This window comes from Teredinibacter turnerae T7901, from assembly GCF_000023025.1.
GTDB classification, from domain to species: Bacteria; Pseudomonadota; Gammaproteobacteria; order Pseudomonadales; family Cellvibrionaceae; genus Teredinibacter; species Teredinibacter turnerae_B.
Window position 1 is genome coordinate 1,585,994 of record NC_012997.1, and the last position, 23,202, is coordinate 1,609,195.

Genomic DNA, 23,202 nt, shown 5'->3' on the forward strand with positions numbered 1-23,202 from the left:
TCTTAACGTAATACAGGATTAGTGGGGATTCTGATTATGGTACTGGCCATTTTAGCAATTACAGTTTTGGGTGCAGGCTTAGGTCTTTTGTTGGGTATTGCCGGTAAGGTTTTCGCGGTTGAAGAAGAAAATCCTCTGGTGAAAGAGATCGAAGATATATTGCCTGGAAGTCAGTGCGGCCAATGTGGCTTTCCCGGCTGCTCACCAGCAGCAAAGGCGGTGGTTGATGGTGAGATAGGTATTAATTTCTGCCCGCCAGGCGGTCGCGCCTTGGTGGAAGATCTGGCGAAATTGCTGGACATCGATCCAAATTCCGTTGGAGAAGTTGCCAAGCCATTAGTGGCTGCGATTAATGAGGAGCTTTGTGTCGGCTGCACTAAATGTTTTAAAGCGTGCCCGACCGACGCGGTAGTCGGCGCGAACGGCCAAATCCATGTGGTTATATCGTCGGCTTGTACTGGCTGTAAAAAATGCCAGGAAGCGTGTCCGGAAAATTGCATCTCAATGTCTCCGGAAGAGGAATCGCTCAACACCTGGCACTGGCCCAAACCGCACGCGGCCTAGGCCGTTTGGAATTAACGCTACTTTTTCGCTTCTACCCTTGGCGAACTGATCAGAAATATGGTGTGTGTTCGCAACGCCTGACGTGAATTTATAAATGTATTGGCAGTAAACGTCAGCGTACAGTTTCTGTTTGACTAACAAAAAATTTAGATGTCCCGGGAGGCGTCGACGTCATGTTGCGTGGTTTATTGAAGTTGCCTCAAGTTCGTGGCGGTGTGCATCCAGTCGGTCACAAAGATCGATCGGCCGCACTTCATATTTTGGAGCTCCCTCTGCCGGAACGCCTGTATCTTCCACTGCGTCAGCATGCTGGTGCTGACGCAATCCCAGTGGTTAAAGTTGGCGATAAAGTTTTAAAAGGTCAGATGGTTGCAGTGGCGCCATCGGAAATATCAGCGCCGGTGCATGCCTCAAGTTCTGGTAGGGTAGTCGACATCGCCGAGATAATGGCTCCCCACCCTTCAGGTCTTAAATCTACGGCAATCATCATTGATACAGATGGAGAAGACCGCTGGATTGATACGGGTGTGAGCGGTGACCCATACGACGAAGAGCCGTTAACTCTGGCCAACCGCGTCGCTAACGCGGGAATTGTTGGTATGGGCGGCGCCATCTTTCCTGCTGCTGTTAAGCTAAAGCAGGGTACGCGTCACGAAATAAAGACCGTGCTGGTCAATGGTAGTGAATGTGAGCCCTTTTTAACTTGCGACGATAGGCTGATGCGAGAGAAGGCTGAAGAAATCGTTGAAGGTGCGCGATTAATTCGGCATATCTTGCGTGCCTATAAAGCTGTGATAGCAATCGAAGACAACAAGCCTGAAGCGATCGCCGCTATGCGTGCGGCTGCAGAACCTTACGGCATGGTAGAAGTCGAGGCCGTGCCTTCTATGTACCCGATGGGTTCCGCCAAGCAGTTGATCCAGGAAATTACCGGCCGTGAAGTCCCTGCCGGGGCGCGTAGCACTTCGGTTGGGGTATTGGTACACAACGTGGGTACAGTGTATGCGATTCATCAGGCTTTAACATACGGCCGACCATTGGTTTCGAGAATCGTAACTGTTGCTGGTGGTGCGATTAATCGGCCGCGAAATGTGAACGCGCTGGTGGGCACTCCGGTTCAGCATTTAATAGACGCGTGCGGAGGATTAAATGGCGATCCCGCTAAGCTGATATTGGGCGGTCCAATGATGGGGGTGCCCTTACTGTCAACTCAAGTGCCAACAATTAAGGGGGCGACAGGTGTGCTGGCCTTGGCAAAACATGAGGTCCCACGTTCAGAGGCATCCCCCTGTATTCGCTGCGCCAGTTGTGTCGAAGCTTGCCCAATGGGCTTGCTACCACTGGAAATGGCGGCGCGCTCCCGCGCTGACGACTTTGAAGGTGCCGATGACTACGGCCTGCGTGATTGCATCTTGTGTGGCTCCTGTGCCTATGTATGCCCTTCACATATTCCTTTAGTGCAATACTTTCAGTACGCAAAGGGTGAGCAGGATGCGAAGCGGACGGCAACTAAAAAAATGGACTATACGGTCGAATTAAGTTTGGCTAAACAAGCTCGCATCGATGCAGAGAAAGCAGCCAAAGCAGCCGAAAAAGCTGCTAAAAAAGCGGCGAAAAAGAAACCGGTCACTGCCACAAAACCTGCAGAGACTGATGAAATAAAGTCGCCGTCTGAGGAGGAGTCTGTATGAGCGATGCTACGGTATTTTCTTCACCCTTCGCGCATACGGGAAACTCCGTTACCTACGTAATGTTACAGGTTTGTTTTGCGCTCGTTCCCTGCACCTTGTTTGGCTTATACCTGTTCGGATGGCCGGCAATATTTCTGTTTGTTGTAACTTGCGCGGCAGCTGTTTTCACTGAACTACTGTGCTTGTACTGGTTAAAACAACCTTGGTACAGAGTTCTCGATGGTTCTGCACTCCTTACTGGATGGCTGATCGCCATTACCTTGCCACCCTGGGCTCCTTGGTGGATTGGCGTTGTCGGCGCGTTTTTCGGCGTTGCAGTGGGTAAGCAGTTGTATGGTGGAATTGGCCAGAATATTTTTAACCCGGCTATGCTGGCACGTACTGCGCTACTAATCACTTTCCCTGTGCAGTTAACCAGCTGGGTCGCGCCTGCGCCTTTGGGATCGGAGCTAGCACCAACTTTACTGCAAAGTCTCTCAATAACCTTCGCATCAGCGCCAGCGCCTGATGCGCTTACAGGCGCAACAGCGCTTGGCCACCTGAAAACAGCGTTAACCCTGGATCATTCTGCGAGTGATGTATTAGCCAATGACTTCGTCTGGTGGAAAGCGTTGCTAGGCATGAGTGCAGGCAGTATGGGTGAAACTTCCGAAGTATTGGTTTTACTCGGTGCAGTGTTTTTAATGTGGCGGCGTATTATTCGATGGGAAATACCTGTTTCTATGCTAGCAACTCTAGCGGTTTTTTCGCTGATTTTCCAAGTTGCTGACGGTGAAAATTATGCCGGTGTTTTGTTTCACTTAACTTCGGGTGGTGTTCTGTTAGGTGCATTTTTTATCGCAACAGACCCGATTACTTCACCCATTAGCCGGCTAGCGAAACTAATATTTGGCGCTGGGTGCGGACTATTGGTATTTGTTATCCGAAATTGGGGCGGATTTCCGGAAGCGGTGGCATTTTCCGTTTTGTTTATGAATTCACTCACGCCGCTGATTGATCGCTACTGTCGGCCCAGGGTGTATGGTCGACTACCGGGTGGAAAGCCTTTACCACCGCTTTCTTCAGTTGATCTAGCTAGAGAGGTCAAACGACGATGACAGCCTTAGCAATTAATTTAGAGAGCTTGCGAAATCGGGTTGATTATCAAGGCGGCATTCTCGGATTTATATGTGCGGTGGTGACGATTCTTTTGGTCGTTGGTCAACAGCAAACTTATGCACCTATTCAGGCCCGGCTAGCGGAAGACCGACAGGCTATATTGGCGCAAGTACTGCCACAGGCATATTTTGACAACGACCCGCTTCACAACGCTACCGAAATAGTCGATGCATCGCTGTCGGATTCTCCAATTCAGGTTTATACCGCGACTAAGAATGGAACTGCGAGCGCATTTGTTTTTCAGGTCGAAACAGAAGGTTATGGTGGCACAATTACTTTAATGTTAGCGCTAACGCCCCAAGGAGAAATAGTCGGTTTACGCACCTTGAGTCACAAGGAAACACCGGGGCTCGCGGACAAAATTGAAACGGATAAGAGTGATTGGATATTGGGTTTTAATGGTCTTTCTTTAACTAATACCGCAAAAGAAAAGTGGGCAGTAAAGAAGGACGGGGGTCAGTTCGATCAATTCACTGGCGCGACAATTACACCGCGTGCTGTTGTAAAAGGCGTGGTGAGTGGACTTGAGTTTTACGCAAGACAATCCGAAAAACTTTTGCAAAACGCTAAGGCGGAGGGCGAGCAGTCATGAATCAGGAACTCAGCGAGCAATCACCCGATTCTCACGACGACTGCTCGAGCTGTGCGTCGACCAATGGTGAAGCGGTTAAACGCTATCGCGATTACTTTAGTTTCGGTATCTGGGAAAACAATATAGCGCTTGTGCAACTCCTAGGGCTGTGCCCCGTGATGGCGGTGACCACATCTGCCACCAACGGACTGGGAATGGGGATTGCTACGACGGCGGTACTGATCATTTCGAGCGTTCTTGTATCTGCTTTGCGACATACCATACCAGCGCAAGTGCGAAACCCGGTAATGATTGCAATAATTGCGGGCACAGTTACCTTGGTCGACTTAGCAATGAACGCCTGGATGCATGAACTCTACAAAGTGCTTGGCTTGTTTATCGCCTTGATTGTAACCAATTGCGCGATACTCGGTCGAACCGAAGCGTTTGCGATGAAACAGCCTCCGATGGCCGCTTTAGCCGATGGTGTCGGCATGGGATTGGGCTTTACATGGGCATTGGTTCTGCTGGGTGGTGCCCGCGAAATCTTAGGCAGCGGTACACTCTTTGCTCACGCTTCATCTTTACTAGGTAGTCATTTTGAATGGCTTGAAATTACTTTCGTCGAGGTCGACTCGGGTGTTCTTTTAGCAATATTGCCGCCCGGTGGTTTTATCGTGTTGGGAATTATGATTGCCTTAAAGCGCGTGGTGGACGAGCGCATCGCTGCGGCCGGTAAGTCTGATGAGGGCGGAGATCTCGTTGCTATTCAATCCTGAACACCCATTGGTTGAGCTAAAAGGCAGGTTGAGCTAAAAGACAGGTTGAGGGGAAGGGTAGTTAATGAATCGGCTTTCTCCAATGCTGGTTAAAGAGCGCGGTTGGCAGCAACATGAGAAAAATAGAGTTATCTGTCGGGTAGCTTAATTTTTCAAAAAATATCTGTTGGGCTTGTGGCTGTGGGTTTGTACAGGTCGTTATAGCGTTTGCAGTGCATCAGGTGCCTGGCGACGCGAAATAGAATCTCGAGTTTATGTATTTTAAGTCTCGTAAAGATACATCACTACAGATAGTAGAACGTTATGGCTGAGGGTAGGAAGCTATGAGAGTAGGATTGATATATGCTGGTGAAACGCAGGTTATGCTGCAGTGTCATGTGGATGACAACACCACCGTTGGTGATGCAATTGAATCGTCGGGTATTCTACGCATGTGTCAGGATATTGATCTTAAACGCCACAAAATCGGTATCTATGGTCGATTTGTAAAGCTGGATAACGTGCTAAAAGAAGGTGATCGTATCGAGATATACAGGAAAATCACACGCGTATTAGATGACGATGATGATGACGAAGACGACGATGACTAAATACAACGATCCATATTGGTGGATGCAGGAAAAGGTTTTAGATTCTGATGTTGCATGATTCTATTGGCTTGGCAATGAAACTTGCGAAGTTACTAATTGGGGCAGGGAAGCACCGCCATCGCCCGATGGGCAATGTAGTTCATTGAAATATCAGAAAATTCATACATTTTCGCCAGTATTTCAAGTGTGCGCGATTAAATATATGGGATCATCTATTTAATCGCCAGGTTTATAGATACGCATTTGGAGTGGAGTTTCTCCATTTGTCACAGTTGATTGTTGGAACATTGAAATTATTAAAACCTCTTTTATCGAGCAATGAATCTTTCCCCTTTTTGAGGCGTAGCATATGTCCGTACCCCAAATAAATAGAGAATCCGCTTTAAGAATTGCACTGGCAGCCAGGGTCCTACCCGGCATAGACGTAGGCATGCTTCTGGAGATAATTCATCAGCGAATCGAAGGTGAAATTAACGAAGAAACCCTAACGACGATAACTGTTACAGACCTGAAAACCGGTTTCGCCAGTGCCGATGGGGAAGAGGACGGGGAAGATATAGGCATTGGTTTGCCTGAAATGAAAGAGGCTGTACGCATTTTGTGGGGTGAGGCAAATGTAGAAGATCTTCCCGAAGTCACACCCTTGGAAGAGATTCCAGCGCGCTCTGTTCGTGTCGCTATTGCGTCGAATACGGCAGAGAAGCTTGATGGTCATTTTGGCAGTTGCTTACGATTTTTGGTCTATCAGGTTACTGTAGACTCCTATCAGCTGATTGATCTGCGCTCTGCGCTCGAGGCTGATCTTTCCGATGACCGCAACGCGTTCCGCGCTAATCTGATTGCTGATTGTCAGGTCTTATATGTGGTTTCTGTGGGCGGCCCTGCGGCGGCTAAGGTTGTTCGCGCAGGTGTTTATCCCATCAAAAAAATTGAAGGCGGTGAGGCGGCCGATATATTGGCCGAGCTCCAAAAGGTTATGGCCGGGTCGCCACCTCCATGGTTAGCGAAACACCTAGGCGATTCTGCAGAAAAACGTATTCGCTTCGAACACAGTTCGGAAGAAGACATTGTTTAACATACCCACTTCCACATCTGCCTAGCAGGCAAGCTACCGCTGTCTGCCTTTTGTTAACTGGGTAAGTGTATTCGAACGGAAAAACATATTCGATCTTTAGCATTGCTTACTGCACAATAGCGACGGATTTTATCTGTGCCCAAAATCGTTTACCCGGCTCTACGTTTAGCTTGTGGCACGACAGTGTACTTACTCTAGCGACAATAATATCGTCGTTCAATTGTAGTCTTACAAGCATTAAACCTTTGTGGTTATCCGCCTCGAGTTCCAGAACCGTAGCGGGTATAGAGTTAATAATGCTTGTATCATCGTGGGGTGTGACCGCGAGGCTCACATCCCGAGCAAATATTCGAATACGAACGTATTCTCCCACCGCGATACCGTTGTCTCGAAACCAGAGGTGACCACCGGATATTTCTATTTTGCTCAAACCCCAGTGCGCGTCTCTTTCGACGACTTTAGCTTCAAGGACTGCACCAGCCTCTTCGCCCAGGTGTATCGGAAAATCCAGACGTGTCAGTGTCTCTGCCAGGTTGCCGCTGGCTACGATCTCGCCTTTGTCCAGAACTACGAGGTAGTCTGCCAGGTGCGCGACCTCTTCTGGGGAGTGGGTGACGTAGACCATCGGGAGGTCTAGCTCACGTTTTAGCTTGTCGAGGTAGGGGAGAATTTCTCGTTTTCTCGCCTGGTCGAGGGATGCCAGGGGCTCGTCCATTAGCAAGAGTTTTGGTTGTACCAGCAACGCACGCGCAATAGCCACTCGTTGTCGTTCACCACCGGAGAGTTGTGCCGGAAACCGGTCCAGGAGGTCACCTATTCCCAGTAGCTCGACTATCTGTTCCCAATCGATTTTACAACGGCTTTTGTCAGCCCGCTTTTGCGCGAATAACAGGTTCTTGCGCGCACTCAGATGTTCAAACAAACTGGATTCCTGAAACACATAGCCCAGTGGGCGATTGTGAACGGGCACAAACTGTTGAGCTTTTTGCCAGAGGCTATCTTGAAACTGGATGTCTGCTCCAGGGATATTTTCTAGACCCGCGAGTGCCCGTAAGAGCGTTGTTTTACCAGACCCAGAGTGCCCGTATATTACCGTCACCCCTTTTGCTGGGAGCGTAGTGTTAATCCGTAAATGGAAGTCTTTCCGCTGGAGGTCAAGCTTAATACCTATACCCGTCATCGAAGCTAGGACCTGCTCAGTTTGTGGGCGGAGGGTTTTCCAATGCTGTAGAGCGCAGCTAACACGAGAAGCGAGAAGATGATCATTGTAAGGGAAAGTATATGGGCGCGACCGTAATCCAGGGCTTCGACATGATCGTAAATCTGCACGGATACAACCCTGGTGACCCCGGGGATATTGCCACCGATCATTAAAACAACACCGAATTCGCCAACTGTATGGGCAAATCCGAGCACGGCAGCCGTGATAAAGCCTGGCGCTGCGAGTGGCAGCACAACATTAAAAAACGTATCCCAAGGACCTGCACGTAACGTGGCTGCGACTTCGAGTGGCCGTTTCCCGAGGGCATCAATAGCATTGTGTATCGGCTGTACAACGAAGGGGAGCGAATAGACCACAGAAGCTAGAACAAGGCCTGGAAAAGTAAATGCCAAGGTGCCGAGTCCCAGCTGAGTTGTAAAATGACCAATGGGCCCATCAGGCGCCATAGCGAGTAGCAGGTAAAATCCGATAACACTGGGAGGTAGCACTAAAGGCAGTGCCACTAACGCGCTGACAAACGATTTCCACCGCGATTGAGTGTTCACGAGCCACCACGCCAAAGGCGTACCAATGATAATGAGCACGCATGTCACAACAGTCGCTAGCTTTAACGTCAACAGGATCGCCTGCAGATCTTCAGTGGAAAACAGCTCCATAGTGCATCGGTTTAATCAGAGTCAGGGATTCGGTAGCCGAAATTCTCAATAATAGTGCGTGCTTTTGCTGATTTTGTAAACTCCAATAACGCCATTGCAGCAGCGTTATCCTGGCCACGGTTTAACAATATTGCATCCTGGCGGATGGGCGTGTGGAGAGAATCAGGAACTATCCAGTAGGTATTGGCCGAAGTTTCGGGTTGTAGTTGCAATTGAGAAAGTGCGACAAAACCGAGGTCAGCATTCCCGCTTTGTACAAACTGAAACGTTTGAGTGATGTTCTCACCTTGAACGAGTGACTTCTGTAATGCGTCCCAAAGTCCCAGGGTTTTAATCACCTCCACGGCAGCCGCACCATAGGGCGCAAGGCGAGGATTCGCTATAGCTAATTTACTGAATGAGGCCTGTGACAGGGTTCGCTCGTTTAATACAACCTGTGGTCGGTTTGCGCTCCAGAGTGCTAGCACGCCTACTGCGTAGCAAAACTGACTTTTGGCTTCCGCCAGATGCTCTGAAACAAGTCGTGTGGGCTTTTGCTCGTCTGCAGAGTAAAAGACGTCAAACGGCGCGCCGCTGCGGATTTGTGCGTAAAACTTGCCTGATGAGCCGAAAGTTAATACTACTTTATGGGAACTGATTGCCTCAAATTCGCGAGCAATTTTCTTCATCGGACCAGAAAAATTGGAAGCCACTGCCACTCTTACTGTTGCCGCCTGACAAACAGTTGTGAGAGCAAAGGTAAAAACTAAAATCGCAAGAGGCACAGCTCGCATATTCACTCCAATACTGGCGTTTAAAAGTCCAGTTTACTGTATTCACAGTTGCGCTGCTATGAGTAAAACATCGCCGCTAAACGACAGCAAGGGAACGCGATATAAGATCGAGCGGGTAGGGGATCTATGAGATGAAATGCTGGCGCCTGTGAGCGTTATGCGGTGCGTTCCAATTTAATGTACGCTTCGGCTGGTGTGTATATGTATAGCGCTATATTTGCGTAGCACTACTATATTCGCTTAGCAATATAAGTATATTGCGATGACGTAATATTAAAAGCGGTAAGTTGATTGTTCACGAACGTTAGCATCGTGTTATGTGCTATTTCGCGTTGAGCTAACTCCAAGCGTGGGGAACTAACTCAACGCTAAATATGGCCCTTAAACTGGGCCGCGCGCTTCTTTTTTCACTTCTACTGTGAAGCTGAGCGCATCGTTGAAACTTTTTTCTTCGTACTTAGGATTAAACTCTTTAAGAGCGTCGACGATAGTAATAACTTTATCTTCCGCACTCTGGCCTTTAAAGTCGGATTTTTCCATGCGCAAATCATCCATCAGCATGGTCCAGACAGCGCCATCGTCATGTGGGATGACTACGGCCTGGTAACCCTCAATGGCTACCATCATTGGACGGTTAACGTTAGCAACGTAAAACAGCATAATTATGCCATCGGCGAAGTCGGCATTATATTTGGCGATAAAACCCGGCAGGTAGCCAAGGTCGTCAACCGCGCCTGCAATAGCTGTAATTTTTTCTGCGTTGCAAAGCACAACCGCTTGCTTGACGACGGATTTAGGAGGGTGGCGACGGCCTTGGGCATCAGCAATTTCACCTTCTTCAACAACCATATCGCCACGAAAAGCATATAGGCCGCTGGACGATGTTTCACCATTGACGCTCACATTGCAGAGCAGGGCGTTTTGTGCGTAAGTTTCTAATATCATAAAATTTCCCCATGTCTAGTTGTAGACTTTAAGTGTGTTTAAGCGGCGTTTTCCGCAGTAATTTCCAAAAGTGATACCCAGTCCTGCTCTATAAGCTGAATATTTTTCTTGTCCAAAAACTTTCTTTCTTTATCGGTTGGATCTGCAATGAGTGCCCAGCCGCTAAGCTCTTTATTTGCTCCGTAGATCAAATCGCTCATGACCATACGTTCGGTGTCGCGTGTGAAACGCATCCCCAAAAACAAATATTGTTTTTCCTGGCGGTAATCTTTCAGCCAGGTAGGAATGGCAAAGCCACCCATCAACTCAGTTATATAGTCGACGAAGTCTGCGTCTGAGGCTACATAGCTGGGTTTAGGCAGAGGGCAGCCCATTGGTTTGAAGATGGCGGGAATTTTAGTGTTTACCTGGTCTTGCTCAATCAGCGTGTAGCTGCCGTTGGCGAAGTGGTATATATCAAAGCGATATGGGTGAGCCGCTAAGCGGGCAGCGCCGACGATTAATGTATGTTCCCGATCACTATATTGCTGAAGCAACTGAATATCTCGATTTGCATCGATAACGTAAGGCGCTCCCATTTCTGCCAGCGCGACATGTAGTTCAGAGGTGCTCCATTGTGTTTCGCCATAAACTTTGGTTAAAAAGTTTTCGATAAAACTGCGGCCTTTTTTGTTTTCTATATGCATCGCTGCGCGGGGGAATTCGTACATTAAACGTGGCGACATCGGCTGACCATTTGTCATCGCCATTATCAGGCTATCGCTGTCTGCAGGAATCGCCGCGCCGTCCAATTTATTTGTTACACCGTTGAGAGTGCCTGGCCCCAGATAAGGAACAATGGAGCCTGTTCGTATACCTTCTATTAGTTGATTGAGATCGGATGTCACAGTCTTACTCCTGGAATTGAGAATGAATTTAATTATTAGGTTCAGCAGGAGCAATTACTAAGCCAATTAAAAGCTATTGAAATTTAAAGAAAAACTTTTGGCGTTACAGATTAATAACGTGAAGGGAGAAACAAATTGTTGGCTTTGTGACAAATAAAGAGAAGAAATTGATTAAAAAAATAACCTTTGTCGCATTGTCGTTATTGACACAACGAAAGGCCCGTTTGTAACTAACAATACTGGTATGTGTGTGACCCGAAGAATCTAAAAAATCCTTTTAAATCAATGCCTTTATGCTTTGGTAAGGGCTTTGGCACAAAGCCTGCTCTATACCCAGCGTATGTCTGCGCTCAGCGTGCGTGGGGTAGACGATGCGAAACGAACAAACTGAGGAGATTAGTATCATGGCAATGCGTCAATGTGCGATTTACGGTAAAGGTGGTATCGGTAAGTCTACCACTACTCAAAACCTTGTAGCTGCTCTGGCTGAGGCTGGTAAAAAAGTAATGATCGTTGGTTGTGACCCTAAGGCGGACTCTACCCGTCTTATCCTTCACGCCAAGGCTCAAAACACCATCATGGAAATGGCTGCAGAAGCCGGTACCGTTGAAGACCTGGAACTGGAAGATGTATTGAAAGTTGGCTACGGCGACGTTAAGTGCGTTGAGTCCGGCGGTCCAGAGCCCGGTGTTGGCTGTGCTGGTCGTGGTGTAATCACTGCCATCAACTTCCTGGAAGAAGAAGGCGCTTACGAAGACGATCTCGACTTCGTATTCTACGACGTACTGGGTGACGTTGTATGTGGTGGTTTCGCTATGCCTATTCGTGAAAACAAGGCTCAGGAAATCTACATCGTTGTATCTGGCGAAATGATGGCGATGTACGCTGCTAACAACATTTCAAAAGGTATCGTTAAGTACGCTAACTCTGGCGGTGTGCGTCTTGCTGGCCTGATCTGCAACAGCCGTAATACTGACCGCGAAGACGAACTCATTATCGCTCTTGCTGAGCGTCTGGGTACTCAGATGATTCACTTCATCCCTCGCGACAATGTGGTACAGCGTGCAGAAATCCGTCGTATGACTTGCATCGAGTACGATCCTGCTGCCAAGCAGTCAGATGAGTACCGCGAACTCGCACAGAAAATTATCAGCAACGAAAAACTGGTTATTCCTACTCCTGTAACTATGGACGAGTTGGAAGAACTGTTGATGGACTTCGGTATTCTTGAAGAAGAAGACGAAAGCGTAATCGGTAAAACAGCAGCTGAGCTCGAAGCTTAATTAAGCAACCCTGCTGTTAGTCCAGGAAGTTCACGGCGGGGCGGGCGAAATAGCCTAGCTAGGAGCACAAATCCTTGTGCTCCTATTACCCGAAAACACACTTTCAGGAGACACAATCATGTCTGAAATGTCACGCGAAGAGGTTGAAGCCCTCATATCAGAAGTTCTGGAAGTTTATCCAGAAAAAGCGAAGAAGAATCGTGAGAAGCACCTTTCACCTAACGATACTTCTTTGGAACAAAGCAAAAAATGTATCACTTCCAACAAAAAGTCCTTACCTGGCTTGATGACCATTCGTGGTTGTGCTTACGCGGGTTCTAAAGGTGTTGTTTGGGGTCCGGTAAAAGATATGATTCATATCTCACACGGCCCTGTTGGTTGTGGACAGTATTCACGTGCTGGACGTCGTAACTACTACATCGGTACTACAGGTATTAATGCCTTTGTTACCATGAACTTCACTTCCGACTTCCAGGAAAAAGACATCGTTTTCGGTGGCGACAAGAAACTTGCTAAGTTGATTGACGAAATCGAAACATTGTTCCCACTGAACAAAGGCATCACTATCCAATCCGAGTGTCCAATTGGTTTGATCGGTGACGATATTGAAGCTGTGGCTAAATCCAAACAAAAAGAACACGGCAAAACTGTTGTTCCTGTTCGTTGTGAAGGTTTCCGCGGTGTGTCTCAGTCTTTGGGTCACCACATTGCTAACGACTCCGTCCGCGACTGGGTTTTGGGCGCACGCGACGAAGATAACAGCTTCGAGCAAACCGACTACGACGTAGCAATTATCGGTGACTACAACATCGGTGGTGACGCTTGGTCTTCACGTATTTTGCTTGAAGAAATGGGCTTGCGCGTGGTTGCCCAGTGGTCTGGTGATGGCACCTTGTCTGAAATGGAGCTGACACCAAAAGTTAAGTTGAACCTGGTTCACTGCTATCGTTCCATGAACTACATTTCTCGCCATATGGAAGAGAAATATGGTATCCCCTGGATGGAGTACAACTTCTTCGGCCCAACCAAAACTGCTGAATCTCTGCGTAAAATCGCAGCACAATTCGACGAAAGCATTCAGGCTAAGTGTGAAGAAGTACTCGCTAAGTATCAGCCTGAGTGGCAGTCTGTGATCGACAAATTCCGTCCACGCCTCGAAGGTAAGCGCGTCATGCTGTACGTTGGCGGTCTGCGTCCACGTCACGTGATTGGTGCGTACGAAGATCTCGGCATGGAAGTTGTTGGTACCGGTTATGAATTTGGTCACAACGATGACTACGACCGTACTCTGCAAGAAATGGGTAACGCGACTCTGCTGTACGATGATGTTACCGGCTATGAGTTCGAAGAGTTTGTTAAAAAGGTTAAGCCAGACCTGATCGGTTCTGGTATCAAGGAAAAGTATATCTTCCAGAAAATGGGTATCCCTTTCCGTCAGATGCACTCCTGGGATTACTCAGGTCCATACCATGGTTTCGATGGCTTTGCGATTTTCGCACGCGACATGGATATGACACTGAACAATCCATGCTGGCATAAACTGGCAGCACCTTGGAAAAAATCTGATACCACTACAGAAGAATTGGCAGCAACCGCTTAATTTGGTGCGCTAATCGCTATTTTTCTGAATAGATAAACTCCTCCAGCGCGAGTCTGTATTTGTCTTACGCGACGAACACAGCTCGTGTCTGGAGCTCAAATCCGCTCGTTCACAGATTAGTGACGCGGAAGGAGAATCGTCATGAGTCAGGATGTTGAAGACATCAAACCAAGTTATCCCTTGTTCCGTGAACAAGAATATCGCGACACTCTTGCTAACAAGCGCGATAATTTTGAAGAAAAGCACCCGCAGGAAAAAATCGACGAAGTATTCCAGTGGACCACTACGGAAGAATACAAAGAGCTGAACTTCCAGCGCGAAGCGCTCACCGTTAACCCTGCAAAAGCTTGTCAGCCTCTGGGTTCCGTTTTGTGCTCTCTTGGTTTTGAGAACACTATGCCATACGTACACGGTTCACAAGGTTGCGTTGCATACTTCCGTACCTACTTTAACCGTCATTTTAAAGAGCCGATTTCTTGCGTATCAGATTCCATGACTGAAGACGCTGCGGTATTCGGCGGCCAGCAAAACATGAAAGACGGCTTGGAAAACTGCATGAAAGTGTACAAGCCTGACATGATTGCGGTATCAACTACCTGTATGGCTGAAGTAATTGGCGACGACCTTAATGCGTTCATCAATAACTCGAAGAACGAAGGTCACGTGCCTCAGGACTACCCAGTTCCTTTCGCTCATACGCCCAGTTTCGTTGGTAGCCACACTACCGGTTGGGATAACATGTTTGAGGGTATTATTCGTTACTTTACCCTTAACTACATGGAAGACAAAGAAGTTGGCAGCAACGGTCAAATTAATATCGTTCCTGGCTTCGAGACCTATCTTGGTAACTACCGTGTTATTAAGCGCATGCTTAATGAAATGGACGTACCGTTTAAATTGCTTTCTGATCCGGAAGAAGTTCTGGATACCCCTGCTGACGGTCAGTTCCGTATGTACTCTGGCGGCACGACTCAGGACGAAGTGAGAGACGCACCTAACGCGAAAGACACTTTGTTGTTGCAAGCTTGGCAGCTGGTAAAAACTGAGAAGTTTGTGCGCAATACCTGGAAGCATGAAGCTCCTCGCATCAACATCCCGATGGGACTTGAGTGGACAGATGAATTCCTGATGAAAGTCAGCGAAATCTCTGGTCAACCGATTCCTGATAGTCTTGCCAAAGAGCGTGGTCGTTTAGTTGATATGATGACGGATTCTCACGCGTGGATGCACGGCAAGAAATTTGCGCTTTGGGGCGATCCAGATTTCGTCATGGGTATGTCCAAGTTCCTGATGGAGCTGGGTGCCGAGCCAACACACATCCTTTGCCACAACGCTAACAAGCGCTGGAAAAAGGCGATGGAAGCGATACTGGCAACTTCTCCTTACGGTTCAAACAGCGAAGTTCATCTGGGTAAAGACCTGTGGCATATGCGCTCACTGGTATTTACCAACAAGCCAGACTTCATGATTGGTAACTCTTACGGTAAGTTCATTCAGCGCGATACCTTGTACAAAGGTGAAGAGCATGAAGTACCACTGATCCGTATTGGTTTCCCAATCTTCGACCGTCACCACCTGCATCGTCAGACCACTATGGGCTACGAAGGCGCTATGCAGATGTTGACTACTCTGGTCAATGCTGTACTTGAGCGTCTTGATGACGAAACTCGCGGTATGCAAACCACTGACTACAACTACGACTTGGTTCGCTAATATCGTAACCCCAGCAGTATCGGTTCAAATGGGTCGATACTGCTTTTGATTTGCTGGATGCGATAGGAGGATTCGCTGTGTAGCGCCTGTTGTTAAGCGTTGCCTGTCGAATGTGCAAAGCTCGAACGATCAACTCCTGGTGGTTGGTTTTACGAGTAGAGTTTCCCCTCGATTATTGCACCTTTTGCCGGGGGGAGTCCGGTTTGCACGAACTCCGGCATCTTTTAATTTAGCGGAGAACAAAATGCCAAGCGTGATGATTCGAAAAAATATGGACGGAAAGCTGACGTTGTACGTCGCTAAGCGAGACCTGGAAGAAGATATTATTTCAATTGAGCACGACACAGAAGAGACTTGGGGTGGTGAAGTAAAGCTTGCTGACGGTTCTGCGTATTATCTTGAACCTATAGCGACGCCCAAACTCCCGATCACTGTGCGCGCGAAACGCCTTTAAAGGCGGGGCTTCGCTGTGAATACACAGCCACTTGATAAAGAAGTCGCGCTGCGAATTGGCCTGGCCGTAAAAGAGCTGGACGCCATCAGCACGCAGGAATTCTTGGGTTTGCTGATTAAGATAATGGGCGAACCTATTACGCCTGCAAAGCTCGATAAACTCCGGGCTAAAAAAGTGAAATTGCTGGCAGGCGAGTCACTGGACACAGTGTCGTCAGAAACTTTCGAACGTGCATTTGCACTTTTAAAAGGTCGCGGCATTCGCCAGTTTTTAAATCCAAAGCCTGAACTTGAGCAGGGTGTTTTTTGCGAAATCAGAGGTTCGGTGAGGATCGCATGTTCATCGAATCGCGGCGAAAATATCGATGGCCAGTTCAGCGACTGTATGCGATTTCTTATATATCAGGTATCACCTGACTATATACGTTTGATAGACATACGCGAGCCTTCGCCAAAAATTAAAGCTACCGAGCGCGGTGCAGCCCGAGCCAAACTAATCGAAGATTGTTCGATGCTATACACAATCTCCATTGGTGCCGCTGCGACTGCGAAAGTTGTAAAAGTTGGGTTACATGTCATGCAGTTAGGTAAACCCTTGTTGGCTCATGTTGCGTTGCGCAGGCTGCAGGCCGTACTCGCGCAAGACAGCCCGCCACCGTGGCTGGTGAAAGCAATGGGTAAACCTTCACTTGGCGTAAAACTTTATGGAGAAAATAGCTGATGATTGCAGAACAAGAGCTTTTCGACGTTGCCGAATTCGTAAAAACAAACGGTTTATCTGAAGCAGTCATCGCCGAGTTACGAACGAAGTTTCCGGGTAAGCATTTCACCTGGTGTATGGAGGATGACATTCACTCCGGCAAGCCGGTATACGAGGGTGAAGGGTTCGATATATATGTGGTTAACTCTATGGACCACTGTTCCGTGCTCACCAACGATCTCGAGAGCGCAAGTGGATTCGTTCTTGCGGAATTGATTGAAGAATAGAGACGTATAGTGAATAAGCCAACTGACGGAAATTTCGACGGCCCTGACGATAGAACGCCTATCGCCGATTGTCGGTTTTGCTCGTATCGAGCAAACCTCCTTATGAGTGGTCGTTGCTCCCCAGGCGACGTTTGCGTAAAAGTGGATAGCGGTCGTCAGATAGATCGTTTCTTTCGATTCAATCCGCAGTACGCAGAAGTTTATCTACGCGATGACTTTTGGGAGCGGCGGGCTATCGCGGTACGTTATTCACCGATAGATGCGTTGGACCGACTGATACAAGACCCGGACGAAGCTGTTCGCAGGGCCGTAGCCTACCGACTTCCGAGAGAGCAGCTCTTTCAGCTAATGGATGATGAAGATCGCGAGGTGAGAATTACCGTCGCCGACCGAATTCCGTTAGAGCAATTGGAAAAAATGGCGGACGACCGTGATTATTTGGTGCGTGCCTATGTCGCTCAGCGGTTGAGTGAAGGTCGTCTGTTCAGATTCATTAGAGATCCTGACCTTCAGGTCAGAAAAATTATTGCTGGTCGACTGCCGGAAGAGAGTCTCGGTCTAATGGCTTCTGATCGTGAACCGGAGGTCCGTCGTATTATCGCCCAACGTTTGACGGGTGCCGATGTCGTACCCCTGTTGAGCGACGAGGATTGGACAGTTCGATTGGAGGCGGTAAAAAATGCGCCGCTTGAGGAGCTGTGTCGATTGGACGAGGAAGATGAAGAGGTGTTAATCGCTATTAGCGAACGCCTGGAAACTTCTGACACATAAGTCAGTCAGCGGAGCGCATGACCTTTTGCGCAGGTGATACTTTGTTGTAACTCTAACTCCAGTTGCTCCTGCGCGTGTATGTCGATCATTACAGTAGAGGCGTTATCATATTTTGCGTTCTATCGCCTATTAAATCCTAATTTAAAATGTTTTTTCACCCTTGATTTGTGTGGAAATGGTTTTGTATTCGGCTAGTTATTTTAGATTTTCTTTATAAATAAATCGTTTTGATTGTTGTTAAAAATTACGGCTCTTATCGTTTATCGTGAAAATTGGTTGTTTGTGGGTGAATAAACAGTTTTCTTGTTTGTAGGAATAAGCGGTACGAATAAGCTGATAGGAGCCTGAAACCGAAGCACGTGTGCTTTGTATTTTTTAAGTTGGACATACGCCGGGGGCTAATATGTTTGAACATGCTAATTTGGATGGAAGTAAATACCGCACGCTTGCAGCGGCGGAAACCTTTTTACAGCCGGAAGTGCTGGAGTTTCGCGAAGGCGGAGCCGATTCTGCACCGCGTCTGCAGCACGGCGTTGCAGGTGACGTTCTGGTCGAGCGCTATTTACCAGCAGAGTCAGTGGGCACGGCCTGGCCACATGATTCTGTTGCCGCTCCCTGGTGGGTTGTAGTGGATCATCCTCCTCATGCGGGAATTGTCGCTACGTTTAATGAGTCACTGGGTGGCATTTACAAGCGTGTGCTAAACCCCGAAAAAAATGTTGTTGCCTTTGCTGAGCAAGGCGAAGAAGTTGTTATAAGTGCCGGCGTATATAGCGTCGTGCGTGCGGCAGACAGCAAAGAGTTGAGTGGCAACTCCCTGGTTGCCCTGCGCGCTGCATACTACGCTAATTAATTCAATTATTTAGTACGGAGAAATCAGGAATGTCACTGCAACAAATAAAAGCCTTTTCAGATGCGGCTCGTGAAAATTCAGAATTGGGCGGCAAGCTGAAAGAGTGCCAAAAAATACGTGATATGCTTACTTTAGGAACCGAATATGGTTTCGCTATGGACGAGGTCGAGCTTTATCCGCCTAACGAACCTCAATTTACCGAAGACCAGCTCAGTGAGAAGCTTGTAAAAGCGTTACTGCGCGTTTAGTTTTCCGCTGATGCCGTGATCAAGCTCGCCACTTGACCACGGCATTTTTTTACATAACGGCATGCCCGGTACACAATTCCATATTATGGGGTCTGGGCGCGGGCAATTCATGAGCAATGTAGGCGTCTACTGCTTTATCGGGGTCGGTTTCAGATGTCGATAGCAACGTCGTATTACGTTCTGCCAGGCGTCGAATTACGCCGTCACCCGCTGATCCAGCTATTGCGAATTCAACGCCGTGTATAGGATGGCGGTTACCATCGCCTCGTACGTGCCATTCATGCAAGCTCGACTTTTCTGTCAGTTGAATTTTCCAAACTGCTTCCTTTTTACCATTTTCAATGTTGTATACCTGCCATATCAGTGCTCGGCCCGCATGCGGTGATACCTTTCCGTCCCGTTGCAGTGCAACAGCTATTAGTTCTCTGTTCATTGTCAGCTCCTCGTAATGTCAACACGATAATACCGGTATTGTGTTGGCCCACGTTGATGTGAGGCAAATCCGTACGCTTGGTTTTTGTAATTGTTTGTCGCCGAAAAAATATAAAAATTGGCGCCAGTCGTACGCTTACTATTGAGGTACGTTATAGATGATTTGCTACACCGCGAAATCTATGTTCGCAAAACGGATATCAGCTCACACAAATTTATCTGGTCGCTTTTTACAGATGCGATCGCCACGATTTAGCTCCAAGTGTGAACTTGAAAGGCCGAATTCCGAGGCTATTTAGCTTTAGCTGGGTGCGGTGGTGGAATAAACGCTGTGAGTCATTGCGTGCAATTTTTATTAAAAACTATTTATTACGCAGGACTCCCCCTATTGGGATGGCTGTGAATCGTCTGCGCTAAGTAATCGTATAAAATCGACTAGTTTTTGTTGCCGCACTGGAAGAAGATCGGTTTCAATCAGAATTTGTTTCAATTGACTTGGCAGAGGGAGAAGGGTAACTAAATAATTGATTACCTGCTCACCGCTTAGTGCTTCTCGTTCAAGGCCAAGTTGTTGCCATGTTTGTTCGGTTATCGCGTCCTCCAGATATTGGGTTAGCGAGGTGGTCAGTTTGCTATCCAGTATGCCGTCTTCATCCAGCGGCTTGGCGCTTGCGCTCCAAAGTCCACTGGGACCTTGGACTATATCATCGAGAACATATCGCTGCGTTCCCACAACAGATAGTGAAAGAAGTCCGTTTTCCCGTTGGCCAAAATCTTCGATATGCGCGAGTGTACCAACCCTGTAAAAGGGTAAGTCTGGACTATTTGCGGCCTTTGGCAGGTCTTTGAGCACTTCTTGGTCTTCACTCCCTTCTTTCAACAGGGGGATAACAAACCCCGAATCTGTTTGTAGGCAATCAGAGACCATATCGAGGTAGCGTCGTTCGAATATTTGTAACGGAAGACGGCAGGCGGGTAAAAGCGGGATGTTTAACGGAAAAACTGCTAACCGGTTCTCAAAATTGGTATCCGACATGGGCACTTAAATCACTCAGATGACTCTAGGGCAGTTAGTTTACCTTAGCTAGACGCGGCTGCACTAGAGCGAGATTTCGGTGGTACTGCCTAGTGGCTTTGGGTAGTGTTGATTGTTTGGCGCGGTATGTCACTTCGACGTCAAGAGACGACGACATCAAGAGACGACGCTGTCGAGTGACACGATGGTTCGTTGAAACCGCCATTAACTAAGCGTGTTCGAGAGTGGTTGGTCCGCGTTTGAATTACTATCTACGCAACGGTTATCAGACGCGATAGCCTTCCTCTGCTAGCACCCGCTTTACCACGGGGCGGCTGATCATTGTGTTGAAATGCTGGCGGCAGAATGGTGGGAGGGGAAGTTCCGTGCGGTTTGCCCAAAACTCTACATAAAAAAGAGCGGCGTCTGCGATGGTAAATTGGTCAAATAGATATCCGGTTTTACCCCCAAATTGCTTTTCGATCGTATTGAACCCCTTCGCGACCAGTGATTTGCCTTGACGGAGAATGCCTTCTTTGTCTTCCTCTCGAAACAGATACCTCTCTGGTGTAAATATGCGAGTGAACCCGTGACCGTGAATAGTGCTCACTGCATAGTTCAGTATTTCGAGGACCTGGGCTTGCGATGTTATATCCTCAGGAAGCAGCCCGGCTTTTGGGTGCTTTACTGCAAGCCACCAAGCGATAGATGCAAATTCAGTCAGCACGACGCCCTCGTCGGTCACTAGTACAGGAATAGTGCCCTTAGGATTGATCGCAAGAAAATCAGGTTTTTGTGTGTCTCCAGCAGGAAGATTAAGTACATAGGCGCTGAATAATAAATCAAGTTCTTCTAATAAAATATGAATGCCGGTCGAACAGGAACCGGGTGTCATGTAAAAATTGAGCATTAATAGGTTGCCTCACTATACACCCGTCGGAAGGTGAGATTAATTCGTGGTTCTAGCACATCCGGTTGCGGGGGAACCTGGTGTTCCCAGTAGTGCTGAAAGGCGGGTTCCATAACGATTAGATCGCCGTGGTGAAGGCTTATCTCACCTTTGGTATCGTTTTCCTTATGGCGAAACTGAAAACATCGGGTGGCACCGAGGCTGAGTGATGCAATAACCGGCGCATACCCGAGTTCGCGCTCGTCATCCGAGTGCCATGTAACATGATCGTTGCCATGCCGATATAGAGTAGCGAGTACGGCGTTAAATTCACACTGAGTTGCGTTATTGATTATTTGTCTTAATTGTAAGAGTTCGGGCAGCCATGGTTGTGTATGCATTAAATTGTCGGCATAGCGGTATTGCAATCCGTCGTCGGCAAACCATGCCTGCATGCGGGGAATAGTAAAACGTCGATCAAAACTGACGAACGAATCCTGCTGCCAAGGAATGCTCTGCTCTAACTGGCTTAGCAGATGGTCGTACATGTCGCGGCCAAAAGGTAATTTTAACGGCTTTAGCAGACCGTCGATTGATAGGGAATTCTCGCTTGCGGATGCGTGTGTTTCGTTTATTGCGACTACGTCGTCATACATAAGCTTACCTCTATTCGCGCTTTTCAAATATTCGACTATTTAAAACAAAACGCGGCTGGCCCCATATTTAAACAGTTAGTCGCAAGGGAGTAGCAAAAGCGCGGCCAATTGGCTGGCGAGAAAAATCTTGTAAATTCAGAGGGTTAGATATTGCGATCCGCTGCGGTGTGATATTGGTGACATCAATTTCGTCGCAATTGACACAATACATTCACAAAATGAGGTAACGGTAATTTCTGAGAATAGTTGTGCTGGTTTAATACCGACGAATAAATTGTGCCACACATAGTTAATATGTGAACTAGTGTGGCCGAAACAGGTTGCCTATTTTGATGGGGCTGCGAGCGCCGGGTGACGCATCCAGTATTTAAACGTCGGTGGTTCGCGTAGCAAGGCAAATAGCGTGTTTAAGCTGTTTCTAGCGCCGATGTTGGCGTAGTGAGTTTTGCGGGATATAGCGCTTCAAGAGCTGTCAGTAACGTCGATATTGGCGATACAAACCCGCTAAATAGCAAGAAAGCTTCTTCGGAATCTTGTTTTTTTTGATTCGCGAAATCCAATAACAAACGGTTCGTCGATTTAAATACGACATCGCAGCTCATCACTAACCAGGCGTCATTAGTGACCCACTTATCCATATAATCGTATAGATCTGAATAACTGCGTTTTAATATGGGGTAGCTGGTTTTCACTTCTTTAAATTGAACCAGCTCTAAATAGAGTTCATGGGTCGCTTCTGCATAATGCCGGGGCTTGCTCGCCTGAGAAAGAAAGGATTGTTGGTAACTTGCCTGTATGCTGTCAAAATCGCGCTCGAAATCAGCGAATTCCTGAATGCGAAGCAACGGAGCCACGGATTCCGTCACTACAGGAAATAGTCCTGGCAGCGTGTCGGCCATTTTTTTGAACAGCGACTTGAATTCGTTGTTTGGCAGCATTCCCAAAATAATTTGGGTGACTCGCTGCCATTCCGCAGCGGTGGAATAGATAGTGGCTAATTCCTTGGCTATTTTGAAATCTGGGCTCACGATAACCTCACGCTAATTCCGCAATTTCGGCAACACAAGCGTTGTCTTTAACGTTGTGTAATGCGGCATCAAAGGTCATCTGATTATCGAATAGCAAGCTTTTTGCGATAATTTGCCCTGAACTATCCTTTATTACGAAAAACATTTCGCCGCTTGCGACTTTTCCTGCTGCGATTTGCTGGCTCATTAAGCTTCCGACGCGTACATCCTGGATGGCTTTTTCGGTATCTTCGCGGCTATCGAATTCCCCGCCGAGCAACATTTTTTCGCCCTTTTCGCTAACCAGTGCGAAAGTGTAGTTTCCGTCTTGCTGGAGTAATTGAAAGGTTGCAGCCATGGTTTTTCCTCGCTAAATTATGCGCC

The 23,202-nt window shown here is 47.7% G+C and carries 27 protein-coding genes; 16 read left to right on the forward strand and 11 right to left on the reverse strand.

Annotated elements, in window-relative coordinates:
* Positions 1 to 36: 36 nt before the first annotated feature.
* From TERTU_RS06740 to TERTU_RS06770, 7 genes are all read left to right on the forward strand, one after another.
* A complete protein-coding gene (locus tag TERTU_RS06740) occupies positions 37 to 564 on the forward strand; it encodes an RnfABCDGE type electron transport complex subunit B (RefSeq protein WP_015817771.1) in 528 nt (175 codons plus the stop codon).
* A gap of 173 nt (positions 565 to 737) precedes the next feature.
* Positions 738 to 2,255 (forward strand): electron transport complex subunit RsxC, encoded by a 1,518-nt coding sequence (rsxC, locus tag TERTU_RS06745; protein WP_015818707.1) that lies wholly within the window; start codon positions 738 to 740, stop codon positions 2,253 to 2,255.
* Positions 2,252 to 3,352, forward strand: a complete 1,101-nt coding sequence (locus TERTU_RS06750) for an RnfABCDGE type electron transport complex subunit D (protein ID WP_015819734.1) — start codon at positions 2,252 to 2,254, stop codon at positions 3,350 to 3,352. The genes rsxC and TERTU_RS06750 overlap by 4 nt, the downstream gene beginning before the upstream one ends.
* Positions 3,349 to 4,005, forward strand: coding sequence for an electron transport complex subunit RsxG (rsxG, locus tag TERTU_RS06755; protein WP_015820283.1), 657 nt, complete (start codon positions 3,349 to 3,351; stop codon positions 4,003 to 4,005). The genes TERTU_RS06750 and rsxG overlap by 4 nt, the downstream gene beginning before the upstream one ends.
* Positions 4,002 to 4,763, forward strand: coding sequence for an electron transport complex subunit E (locus TERTU_RS06760; protein WP_015820915.1), 762 nt, complete (start codon positions 4,002 to 4,004; stop codon positions 4,761 to 4,763). Before rsxG ends, TERTU_RS06760 begins: the two co-directional genes overlap by 4 nt.
* 323 nt (positions 4,764 to 5,086) lie before the next feature.
* Entirely contained in the window at positions 5,087 to 5,353 is a 267-nt protein-coding gene (locus TERTU_RS06765) for an RnfH family protein (RefSeq protein ID WP_012779308.1), read from the forward strand.
* A gap of 349 nt (positions 5,354 to 5,702) precedes the next feature.
* Complete coding sequence (locus tag TERTU_RS06770; RefSeq protein WP_015817356.1) at positions 5,703 to 6,428, forward strand: dinitrogenase iron-molybdenum cofactor biosynthesis protein; 726 nt, start codon at positions 5,703 to 5,705, stop codon at positions 6,426 to 6,428.
* 106 nt (positions 6,429 to 6,534) lie between these two features.
* On the opposite strand, the gene modC is transcribed toward TERTU_RS06770, so the two are convergent.
* The 5 genes from modC to TERTU_RS06795 all read right to left on the reverse strand — a co-directional run bounded on the left by modC (position 6,535) and on the right by TERTU_RS06795 (position 10,911).
* Complete coding sequence (gene modC / locus TERTU_RS06775; protein WP_015816855.1) at positions 6,535 to 7,608, reverse strand: molybdenum ABC transporter ATP-binding protein; 1,074 nt, start codon at positions 7,606 to 7,608, stop codon at positions 6,535 to 6,537.
* A 5-nt stretch (positions 7,609 to 7,613) separates the two neighbouring features.
* A complete protein-coding gene (gene modB / locus TERTU_RS06780; RefSeq protein ID WP_015817327.1) occupies positions 7,614 to 8,306 on the reverse strand; it encodes a molybdate ABC transporter permease subunit in 693 nt (230 codons plus the stop codon).
* An 11-nt stretch (positions 8,307 to 8,317) separates the two neighbouring features.
* A complete protein-coding gene (modA, locus tag TERTU_RS06785) occupies positions 8,318 to 9,079 on the reverse strand; it encodes a molybdate ABC transporter substrate-binding protein (RefSeq protein WP_015818035.1) in 762 nt (253 codons plus the stop codon).
* A 381-nt stretch (positions 9,080 to 9,460) separates the two neighbouring features.
* A complete protein-coding gene (locus TERTU_RS06790) occupies positions 9,461 to 10,024 on the reverse strand; it encodes a hypothetical protein (RefSeq protein ID WP_015818518.1) in 564 nt (187 codons plus the stop codon).
* Between the two features lie 38 nt (positions 10,025 to 10,062).
* The gene (locus TERTU_RS06795) at positions 10,063 to 10,911 is read right to left on the reverse strand and encodes an SIR2 family protein (RefSeq protein ID WP_015819810.1); all 849 of its coding nucleotides are present in this window, start codon (positions 10,909 to 10,911) and stop codon (positions 10,063 to 10,065) included.
* A 404-nt stretch (positions 10,912 to 11,315) separates the two neighbouring features.
* Here TERTU_RS06795 and nifH point away from each other — a divergent pair, with 404 nt between their 5' ends.
* From nifH to TERTU_RS06840, 9 genes are all read left to right on the forward strand, one after another.
* Positions 11,316 to 12,194, forward strand: coding sequence for a nitrogenase iron protein (gene nifH / locus TERTU_RS06800; protein WP_015818692.1), 879 nt, complete (start codon positions 11,316 to 11,318; stop codon positions 12,192 to 12,194).
* A 118-nt stretch (positions 12,195 to 12,312) separates the two neighbouring features.
* Positions 12,313 to 13,794, forward strand: a complete 1,482-nt coding sequence (gene nifD / locus TERTU_RS06805) for a nitrogenase molybdenum-iron protein alpha chain (RefSeq protein WP_015817787.1) — start codon at positions 12,313 to 12,315, stop codon at positions 13,792 to 13,794.
* 141 nt (positions 13,795 to 13,935) lie between these two features.
* Positions 13,936 to 15,507 (forward strand): nitrogenase molybdenum-iron protein subunit beta, encoded by a 1,572-nt coding sequence (nifK, locus tag TERTU_RS06810; protein WP_015820326.1) that lies wholly within the window; start codon positions 13,936 to 13,938, stop codon positions 15,505 to 15,507.
* Between the two features lie 244 nt (positions 15,508 to 15,751).
* Positions 15,752 to 15,961, forward strand: coding sequence for a putative nitrogen fixation protein NifT (gene nifT, locus TERTU_RS06815; protein WP_015818714.1), 210 nt, complete (start codon positions 15,752 to 15,754; stop codon positions 15,959 to 15,961).
* A gap of 15 nt (positions 15,962 to 15,976) precedes the next feature.
* Positions 15,977 to 16,681: a dinitrogenase iron-molybdenum cofactor N-terminal domain-containing protein gene (locus tag TERTU_RS06820; protein ID WP_015816974.1), complete on the forward strand. Its 705-nt coding sequence runs from the start codon at positions 15,977 to 15,979 to the stop codon at positions 16,679 to 16,681.
* Complete coding sequence (locus TERTU_RS06825) at positions 16,681 to 16,947, forward strand: DUF6129 family protein (protein ID WP_015819100.1); 267 nt, start codon at positions 16,681 to 16,683, stop codon at positions 16,945 to 16,947. Before TERTU_RS06820 ends, TERTU_RS06825 begins: the two co-directional genes overlap by 1 nt.
* A gap of 9 nt (positions 16,948 to 16,956) precedes the next feature.
* On the forward strand, positions 16,957 to 17,718 hold the full coding sequence (locus TERTU_RS06830) for a 4Fe4S-binding leucine-rich repeat protein (RefSeq protein WP_015818081.1): 762 nt from the start codon (positions 16,957 to 16,959) through the stop codon (positions 17,716 to 17,718).
* Positions 17,719 to 18,121: 403 nt separating this feature from the next.
* Positions 18,122 to 18,571: a hypothetical protein gene (locus TERTU_RS06835; protein WP_015820800.1), complete on the forward strand. Its 450-nt coding sequence runs from the start codon at positions 18,122 to 18,124 to the stop codon at positions 18,569 to 18,571.
* A gap of 29 nt (positions 18,572 to 18,600) precedes the next feature.
* On the forward strand, positions 18,601 to 18,819 hold the full coding sequence (locus TERTU_RS06840; RefSeq protein WP_015819303.1) for a Nif11-like leader peptide family natural product precursor: 219 nt from the start codon (positions 18,601 to 18,603) through the stop codon (positions 18,817 to 18,819).
* A 49-nt stretch (positions 18,820 to 18,868) separates the two neighbouring features.
* On the opposite strand, the gene TERTU_RS06845 is transcribed toward TERTU_RS06840, so the two are convergent.
* From TERTU_RS06845 to TERTU_RS06870, 6 genes are all read right to left on the reverse strand, one after another.
* Positions 18,869 to 19,252 carry a NifB/NifX family molybdenum-iron cluster-binding protein gene (locus TERTU_RS06845; RefSeq protein WP_015820313.1) on the reverse strand — a complete coding sequence of 128 codons (384 nt, stop codon included), beginning with the start codon at positions 19,250 to 19,252 and terminating at the stop codon, positions 18,869 to 18,871.
* Positions 19,253 to 19,636: 384 nt separating this feature from the next.
* Complete coding sequence (locus TERTU_RS06850; protein WP_015820704.1) at positions 19,637 to 20,287, reverse strand: LON peptidase substrate-binding domain-containing protein; 651 nt, start codon at positions 20,285 to 20,287, stop codon at positions 19,637 to 19,639.
* Positions 20,288 to 20,552: 265 nt separating this feature from the next.
* Positions 20,553 to 21,176, reverse strand: a complete 624-nt coding sequence (locus tag TERTU_RS06855; protein WP_015818819.1) for a glutathione S-transferase family protein — start codon at positions 21,174 to 21,176, stop codon at positions 20,553 to 20,555.
* The gene (locus TERTU_RS06860; protein ID WP_015816852.1) at positions 21,176 to 21,811 is read right to left on the reverse strand and encodes an alpha-ketoglutarate-dependent dioxygenase AlkB family protein; all 636 of its coding nucleotides are present in this window, start codon (positions 21,809 to 21,811) and stop codon (positions 21,176 to 21,178) included. The genes TERTU_RS06855 and TERTU_RS06860 overlap by 1 nt, the downstream gene beginning before the upstream one ends.
* Positions 21,812 to 22,218: 407 nt before the next feature.
* Complete coding sequence (locus TERTU_RS06865) at positions 22,219 to 22,839, reverse strand: hypothetical protein (RefSeq protein WP_015820205.1); 621 nt, start codon at positions 22,837 to 22,839, stop codon at positions 22,219 to 22,221.
* Between the two features lie 7 nt (positions 22,840 to 22,846).
* Positions 22,847 to 23,176, reverse strand: a complete 330-nt coding sequence (locus TERTU_RS06870; protein ID WP_015820786.1) for a YegP family protein — start codon at positions 23,174 to 23,176, stop codon at positions 22,847 to 22,849.
* Positions 23,177 to 23,202 lie beyond the last annotated feature (26 nt).

What these genes read in the sequence shown, in the direction of transcription:
- TERTU_RS06835 (WP_015820800.1), top strand. Translation starts at nt 18,122, where the DNA reads ATGTTTGAACATGCTAATTTGGATGGAAGTAAATACCGCACGCTTGCA.
- TERTU_RS06855 (WP_015818819.1), bottom strand. Translation starts at nt 21,176, where the DNA reads ATGCTCAATTTTTACATGACACCCGGTTCCTGTTCGACCGGCATTCAT.
- TERTU_RS06845 (WP_015820313.1), bottom strand. Translation starts at nt 19,252, where the DNA reads ATGAACAGAGAACTAATAGCTGTTGCACTGCAACGGGACGGAAAGGTA.
- TERTU_RS06825 (WP_015819100.1), top strand. Translation starts at nt 16,681, where the DNA reads ATGATTGCAGAACAAGAGCTTTTCGACGTTGCCGAATTCGTAAAAACA.
- rsxC (WP_015818707.1), top strand. Translation starts at nt 738, where the DNA reads ATGTTGCGTGGTTTATTGAAGTTGCCTCAAGTTCGTGGCGGTGTGCAT.
- nifK (WP_015820326.1), top strand. Translation starts at nt 13,936, where the DNA reads ATGAGTCAGGATGTTGAAGACATCAAACCAAGTTATCCCTTGTTCCGT.
- nifH (WP_015818692.1), top strand. Translation starts at nt 11,316, where the DNA reads ATGGCAATGCGTCAATGTGCGATTTACGGTAAAGGTGGTATCGGTAAG.
- TERTU_RS06770 (WP_015817356.1), top strand. Translation starts at nt 5,703, where the DNA reads ATGTCCGTACCCCAAATAAATAGAGAATCCGCTTTAAGAATTGCACTG.
- modC (WP_015816855.1), bottom strand. Translation starts at nt 7,608, where the DNA reads ATGACGGGTATAGGTATTAAGCTTGACCTCCAGCGGAAAGACTTCCAT.
- TERTU_RS06790 (WP_015818518.1), bottom strand. Translation starts at nt 10,024, where the DNA reads ATGATATTAGAAACTTACGCACAAAACGCCCTGCTCTGCAATGTGAGC.
- TERTU_RS06870 (WP_015820786.1), bottom strand. Translation starts at nt 23,176, where the DNA reads ATGGCTGCAACCTTTCAATTACTCCAGCAAGACGGAAACTACACTTTC.
- nifD (WP_015817787.1), top strand. Translation starts at nt 12,313, where the DNA reads ATGTCTGAAATGTCACGCGAAGAGGTTGAAGCCCTCATATCAGAAGTT.
- rsxG (WP_015820283.1), top strand. Translation starts at nt 3,349, where the DNA reads ATGACAGCCTTAGCAATTAATTTAGAGAGCTTGCGAAATCGGGTTGAT.
- nifT (WP_015818714.1), top strand. Translation starts at nt 15,752, where the DNA reads ATGCCAAGCGTGATGATTCGAAAAAATATGGACGGAAAGCTGACGTTG.
- TERTU_RS06750 (WP_015819734.1), top strand. Translation starts at nt 2,252, where the DNA reads ATGAGCGATGCTACGGTATTTTCTTCACCCTTCGCGCATACGGGAAAC.
- modA (WP_015818035.1), bottom strand. Translation starts at nt 9,079, where the DNA reads ATGCGAGCTGTGCCTCTTGCGATTTTAGTTTTTACCTTTGCTCTCACA.
- TERTU_RS06740 (WP_015817771.1), top strand. Translation starts at nt 37, where the DNA reads ATGGTACTGGCCATTTTAGCAATTACAGTTTTGGGTGCAGGCTTAGGT.
- modB (WP_015817327.1), bottom strand. Translation starts at nt 8,306, where the DNA reads ATGGAGCTGTTTTCCACTGAAGATCTGCAGGCGATCCTGTTGACGTTA.
- TERTU_RS06850 (WP_015820704.1), bottom strand. Translation starts at nt 20,287, where the DNA reads ATGTCGGATACCAATTTTGAGAACCGGTTAGCAGTTTTTCCGTTAAAC.
- TERTU_RS06765 (WP_012779308.1), top strand. Translation starts at nt 5,087, where the DNA reads ATGAGAGTAGGATTGATATATGCTGGTGAAACGCAGGTTATGCTGCAG.
- TERTU_RS06840 (WP_015819303.1), top strand. Translation starts at nt 18,601, where the DNA reads ATGTCACTGCAACAAATAAAAGCCTTTTCAGATGCGGCTCGTGAAAAT.
- TERTU_RS06860 (WP_015816852.1), bottom strand. Translation starts at nt 21,811, where the DNA reads ATGTATGACGACGTAGTCGCAATAAACGAAACACACGCATCCGCAAGC.
- TERTU_RS06760 (WP_015820915.1), top strand. Translation starts at nt 4,002, where the DNA reads ATGAATCAGGAACTCAGCGAGCAATCACCCGATTCTCACGACGACTGC.